1 pseudogene is annotated in these 945 nt (G+C 38.2%); it reads left to right on the top strand.

The features are described 5' to 3' along the window. Positions 1-945, top strand: a pseudogene (locus tag G3A47_RS22620) (hypothetical protein); the annotation flags it as partial.

The following is a 945-nucleotide window of genomic DNA, read 5'->3' as shown; positions in this document are numbered from 1 at the left end:
TGTAAAAGCAGCTGTTAGTGCTGTTGCTTCGAAAACAGAAGGAGCAGTAGGGTATGATCCTGCAAAAAACATACTGGTTTACGCAGACGCACAAGGGCAAACTCAAAGTGTGAACTTAGACGGTATCGTTAAAAACAATGAAACTGTTACAGAAGTTACCAATAAAGGAAAAGGAGAATACAGCTATAAGAATGAAAAAGGAACGGATGTAACAATTAGTGTTATCGGCGATGTAAAAGCCAATATTCAGGATTTATTATCCGATCCAAGTGTAAAAGCAGCTGTTAGTGCTGTTGCTTCGAAAACAGAAGGAGCAGTAGGGTATGATCCTGCAAAAAACATACTGGTTTACGCAGACGCACAAGGGCAAACTCAAAGTGTGAACTTAGACGGTATCGTTAAAAACAATGAAACTGTTACAGAAGTTACCAATAAAGGAAAAGGAGAATACAGCTATAAGAATGAAAAAGGAACGGATGTAACAATTAGTGTTATCGGCGATATAAAAGCCAATATTCAGGATTTATTATCCGATCCAAATGTAAAAGCAGCTGTGAGTGCTGTTGCTTCCAAAACAGAAGGAGTAGTAGGATATGATCCTGTAAAAAACATACTGGTTTACGCAGATGCTCAAGGCCAAACTCAAAGTGTGAACTTAGACGGTATCGTTAAAAACAATGAAACTGTTACAGAAGTTACCAATAAAGGAAAAGGAGAATACAGCTATAAGAATGAAAAAGGAACAGATGTAACGATCAGTGTTATCGGAGATGTAAAAGCCAATATTCAGGAGTTATTATCCGATCCAAGTGTAAAAGCAGCTGTGAGCGCTGTTGCTTCCAAAACAGAAGGAGCAGTAGGATATGATCCTGTAAAAAACATACTGGTTTACGCAGATGCTCAAGGCCAAACTCAAAGTGTGAACTTAGACGGTATCGTTAAAAA

The sequence above is a fragment of the Flavobacterium poyangense genome, assembly GCF_011751075.1.
In the GTDB taxonomy this organism is placed as follows: Bacteria; Bacteroidota; Bacteroidia; order Flavobacteriales; family Flavobacteriaceae; genus Flavobacterium; species Flavobacterium poyangense.
The sequence above is the reverse complement of the archived record's forward strand: the minus strand, read 5'-3'. Positions and strand labels throughout refer to the sequence as shown.